Source organism: Micromonospora sp. H61 (assembly GCF_018070325.1).
In the GTDB taxonomy this organism is placed as follows: domain Bacteria; phylum Actinomycetota; class Actinomycetes; order Mycobacteriales; family Micromonosporaceae; genus Micromonospora; species Micromonospora salmantinae.
In genome coordinates, this window is record NZ_JAGPXY010000148.1 from 1 (window position 1) to 4,569 (window position 4,569).

A 4,569-nucleotide genomic window follows, 5' to 3' on the forward strand; every position below is an offset into this window, starting at 1 on the left:
GCCGCGCCGAAGGCCGCACCACCAGAGAAATCACCCGCTGCCTCAAGCGCTACATCGCCCGACAGCTCTACCGAACCATCACCACCCACCACCGCACCCCTTGACAACCCCCACTCACAGATCGGCGAGGGCAGGGCAGGGCAGGGCAGGGCAGGGCAGGGCAGGGCGACGGACGCGGGGTTAGTGGGAGTGGGTTTGGTGGTGGGTTGCCAGGACGTCGGCGCCGAAGTCGCTCGCCGGGCGGCGCAGCACTGTGTGCGCGTGGTTGCCGTCCGCGGTGGTGTTGTCGTACTCGATCAGCAGGTCGTCGCCCTGCACCCGGTAGTAGTGCCGCCGCCCGGGGTGGGTGGGGCCGGCCCAGGCGAAGTGCAGTGGGCCGGCGGCCAGTCGGGTCGCCTCCCGGATGGCCAGTTCGGGCGGTAGCCGGTCGAGGTAGAGGGCGACCACCTGGTCGAGCAGCGCGCGGCCGGTCGGTCCCAGCCGCTCCGCCGGTACGCCGAGGGGCTCCAGCGGCGCGTCGACGCGCCCACGGGTGGCGCTGATGATGTCCGCGGGCGCCTCGTCGGCGATGATCGCGGCGGCCCGCTCGGCGGGGCCCAGCGCGTCGAGCAGGGCACGGGCCAGGTCCTCTTCGACACCGAGTGGGCGGGAGACCGGACGGCCGGCGTAGCGGACCGCGGCCGGGTTGGCGCCGAAGAAGATCGGCGCGGGGGAGACCTGACCGTCCACCACTGTCATGTTCACCGACAGGTGGTGTCCTTCGAGTCGCCACGCCCAACTGTCGTCGCGGGCCGGGTCACCGAACACGGCCACCCAGTAGTCGGCGCTGTGCCGCCCGCGTTGCCAGCCCTCGGCCCGGTCCAGCACCTCCTCCAGCGAGATGATCGCCATCGCCTGTGCGTACGCCGAGGGGCTGAGCGCGGTGGCCAGCAGCCGGTGGGCGGCCTTGCGGGCGGTGACGTCGAGCTCGGCGAGGCAGACGCCCGGTCGGGGTCGGGGCCGGTATTCCAGCCAGCGCCGGGCCGCCTCGTCGTCGAACGAGTGCACGGCGCTCTCGCGGGCGGCGGGGTCGAGCGCGGTCAGCAGTGCGGTCGCGGCGGCCCGCATCTGCTCCGGCAGAGATCTTCCACCGCCCCTGTATACCGGCCCGGCCGTGCCGGTGTCAGCCGACGCGCAGCAGCTCTGTCATCTCCGGCAGGTCGAAGAAGCGCGCGGTCTCGACGGCGGACGGGTTGCCGTGTGCCGGATCCGCGCCGGCGGCGAGGAGCGCGCGGACCGCTTCGGTGCTGCTGCGGAAGACCGCTGCGGCCAACGCGGTCTGACCTCGGTCGTTGGCCCGGGTGTGGTCGGCGCCGCGGGTGAGCAGGGCGGCCACCGTGTCCGGGTGGGCGTGGTACGCGGCCAGGATGAGCAGCGTGTCGCCCTTGTCGTTGGTGAGGTTGACCGGCAGGCCGGCGTCGATCTGCGCCGCCAGCTCGTCGGTGGCGCCGGCCCGGGCCAGGTCGAACATCCGGTGCGCGAACGCCAGCGTCTCGGCGTCGAGGTTCTCGGTCACCGGTCCAGGTTAGCCACACCGGTCCTGATAGGTTGCTCGGCCGGCGCGCTGGGGAGGGGTCCGATGGGTGAGACGGTGTACGTGGGCAACGCGGGCGTCGACGGCGCCACCAACGCTGGTTGGTTGCTCGGGCACTTCGCGTTGCCGGGGGAGATCCGGCACAGCACCGACGTCGAGGTGAAGTGGGGTGTGCATCCGCCCGGGCAGGCCCGGTCGCGGTGGGCGACCGGCGAGGTGCGCACCACTCTGCTCGTACTCGTCGAGGGGTGTTTCCGGGTGGAGTTGCCGGACCGGACGGTACGGCTGGCCGCGCCCGGCGACTACGTGGTGTGGGCCCGTGGGGTCGACCATTCCTGGTTCGCCGAGCGCGCGTCGGTGGTGTTGACAGTGCGCTGGCCCTCGTTGCCGGGCTACCGCGCGGATCCGCCGGTGCTGCGCTGATTCGCCCGAGCGGCTGACCGGCGTCCCACCAGGCGGAATTACCTACTAAACCTATAGGCTTTGCCGTCTAGAGTGCGAGAGCACCCCGCCGAACGACCCGCGAGGAACCGCCATGACGCACCACCGTCCGGAGCCCGACCTGCTCACCGTTGCCGCCGGATGGGCCGACCCGGCCGGCTGGCCGGTCGCGCTGCGGTTCGACCCCGCCGAGCGCTGGTACGCCCGCCTCGCCGTCAGCGACGAGCACGAGGTGTGGGCGCTGAGCTGGCTGCCCGGACAGGGCACCGACCTGCACGACCACGGCGGCTCCTCCGGGGCGTTCCGGGTGGTCGGCGGCGTGCTCACCGAGGAGACGGTCAGCGCCGACCGACTACGCCCCCGACTGCTGCCGGCCGGCGCGGGCCGCCGCTTCGGCCCCCGGCACGTGCACCAGGTGACCAACCGAGGCGTCGATTCGGCGGTCAGCGTGCACGTCTACCGGCCGGCGCTGCTGCGGATGACCCGCTATCGCCTCCTCGACGGGCGGCTGCGGGTCGCCGAGGTCGCCGAGGCCGGCCGGTCCTGGTAGCCGCGCGCACCGAGAACCCCCTTGTCACCGGAAGGAACCCGAGAATGCAGACAACCGCCGAGCACTGTCCCGCCCCCGTGCCGCCACCGGGCTCCCGGGGCATCGACGAGATCCTGGCCGCCGCGCGCGCCCGGCTGCGTCGGCTGGAGCCGGAGCGGGCGCACCTGGCGTACCGGAGCGGAGCGCTGTTTGTCGACATCCGCCCGGCCGCGCAGCGGGCCGCGCACGGCGTGGTGCCGGGCTCGCTCGTCGTCGAACGCAACGTGCTGGAGTGGCGCTTCGACCCCCGCTGCGCGGCCCGGCTGCCGCAGGCCGTCGACTACGACGTGCCGCTGGTGATCCTCTGTCAGGAGGGCTACACCTCGTCGCTGGCCGCCGCCGCTCTGCAGGACGTCGGCCTGCACCGGGCCACCGATGTGGTCGGTGGGTTCGCGGCCTGGCGGATCGCCGGCCTGCCGGCCCTCGGCCCGACCCCACTGCACCACCCCTCTCCCCTCGCGTCCCCGGTCAACGCCGGCTGGGCGCGCCGCTGACCGTCACGCCACACCCGGCGTGGCGCGCGTACCGCCACTCAGGAGGCACCATGTCCGTCGTCGCCATCCCCACGCGCCGCCACCCCGGCGTGCGCCCACCGGCCCGTCCGCGCACCAGCCCGACCCTGACCATCACCCTCGACCTCGTCCCCGGGCCGCTGAGCCCCCGGCTGGCCCGGCTGGTGCAGCTGCTCGGCGAGCTGGCCGAGTCGGGGGAGGCCCAACTGCGTGCCGTGGAGGAGCCCGCGTCGGGGCCGCGACCGGCCCCGCGGCCCGCCGCACCGGACCACGTCCGCATCCTGGCCGGCTCGCGGATGGTCCGCCAGGGCGACCGGGTCATCGCGCTGACCCGCATCGAGTACGAGCTGCTGCTGTTTCTGGCCGAGCGGCCCCGCCGGGTCTTCACCCGCCTGCAACTGCTCTCCAGCGTGTGGGGCTACGAGCACGCGGTGGCCCGGACGGTGGACGTGCACGTCCGCCGGCTGCGCGCCAAGCTGGCCGGCTCGGAGGTCGTCACCACCGTCTACGGCGTCGGCTACCGGCTGGCCGACGGGGCGCCGATCAGCGTGGATCACAGCAGCTGAGCCCTGGTCCGGCGGCGATGTGACCGCCTGGTGAACCGGTCGGGGACCCCCGTAACGGGGCATCTCGACGACTCTGCTGTAATCATCAGGCCTCGTACGCAGAGCGAGCATTCGGCTCCGATGTGTTCGTCAATTGTCACATTCATGCAACGCAGCCGCCTCTTGACCCTCGCCCAGGCGCCGGGAAGCATCGATGAAGCGGCGTCCCGGGCCGTGGGGAGATACCCGGACCAGCCCAAGGAGGACCATGTCGGTCAGCCCCGCCTCGTCGCGTGCCGGATGGCATACGTCCCAACCCGCGGTGCCCGGTCGACCTCCCGGCGGCCAGCGTCGCCCGGCGAACACCGCCGCGCCCGTGCTCACCGTGACGCTGTCCATCCCGCTGGCCTGTGAGGAGTCGCTGACCCCGGCGGCGCGCCGGCTGTTGGAGGCCGCTCGCGAGATGCTGGAGCGGGGTGAAGGCGTGATCATCGGTTCGGTTCCGGCCGAACGCCGTCCCGACCAGGCGCCCGCCAGCCGGTCGCCGGCCCGACCGATCAGCCCGACCATTCCCGCCCTGCACATCCTCGCCTCGTCGCGCTCGGTGCTGCGCGACGAGGAGCCGCTGCCGCTGACCCGGCTGGAGTTCGACCTGCTGCTGCACCTGGTCGCCCACCCGCGCCGGGTGTTCACCCGGCTGCAACTGCTCAACGCCGTCTGGGGCTACGAGCACGCCGGCGTGCGCACCGTCGACGTGCACGTGCGTCGGCTGCGCGGCAAGGTCGGCGTGGACGTCCCGTTGGTCACCACCGTCTACGGCGTCGGCTACCGGCTGGCCGACGACGCCCGGGTCACCATCGACCGCAGCGGCTGACCGGCGGCATCCACGGACCCGGCGCGGGGCAGGAT

Annotated in this window: 7 protein-coding genes; 5 read left to right on the plus strand and 2 right to left on the minus strand. The window is 73.3% G+C overall.

What is annotated here, in order from left to right; genetic code table 11:
- Positions 1 to 180: 180 nt before the first annotated feature.
- Positions 181 to 1,107 (minus strand): DUF3500 domain-containing protein, encoded by a 927-nt coding sequence (locus KBX08_RS32275; RefSeq protein WP_210787536.1) that lies wholly within the window; start codon positions 1,105 to 1,107, stop codon positions 181 to 183.
- 55 nt (positions 1,108 to 1,162) lie between these two features.
- Positions 1,163 to 1,510 carry an ankyrin repeat domain-containing protein gene (locus tag KBX08_RS32280; protein WP_247670440.1) on the minus strand — a complete coding sequence of 116 codons (348 nt, stop codon included), beginning with the start codon at positions 1,508 to 1,510 and terminating at the stop codon, positions 1,163 to 1,165.
- 108 nt (positions 1,511 to 1,618) lie between these two features.
- On the opposite strand from KBX08_RS32280, the gene KBX08_RS32285 reads away from it, so the two are divergent.
- From KBX08_RS32285 to KBX08_RS32305, 5 genes are all read left to right on the plus strand, one after another.
- On the plus strand, positions 1,619 to 1,996 hold the full coding sequence (locus tag KBX08_RS32285; protein WP_210787538.1) for a signal peptidase I: 378 nt from the start codon (positions 1,619 to 1,621) through the stop codon (positions 1,994 to 1,996).
- 112 nt (positions 1,997 to 2,108) lie between these two features.
- Entirely contained in the window at positions 2,109 to 2,564 is a 456-nt protein-coding gene (locus tag KBX08_RS32290; RefSeq protein ID WP_210787539.1) for a cysteine dioxygenase family protein, read from the plus strand.
- 44 nt (positions 2,565 to 2,608) lie between these two features.
- Positions 2,609 to 3,097 (plus strand): rhodanese-like domain-containing protein, encoded by a 489-nt coding sequence (locus tag KBX08_RS32295; protein WP_210787540.1) that lies wholly within the window; start codon positions 2,609 to 2,611, stop codon positions 3,095 to 3,097.
- 50 nt (positions 3,098 to 3,147) lie between these two features.
- Entirely contained in the window at positions 3,148 to 3,681 is a 534-nt protein-coding gene (locus tag KBX08_RS34545; RefSeq protein WP_210787541.1) for a winged helix-turn-helix domain-containing protein, read from the plus strand.
- A 247-nt stretch (positions 3,682 to 3,928) separates the two neighbouring features.
- Complete coding sequence (locus tag KBX08_RS32305; RefSeq protein ID WP_210787542.1) at positions 3,929 to 4,534, plus strand: winged helix-turn-helix domain-containing protein; 606 nt, start codon at positions 3,929 to 3,931, stop codon at positions 4,532 to 4,534.
- The last annotated feature ends 35 nt before the right edge of the window (positions 4,535 to 4,569 follow it).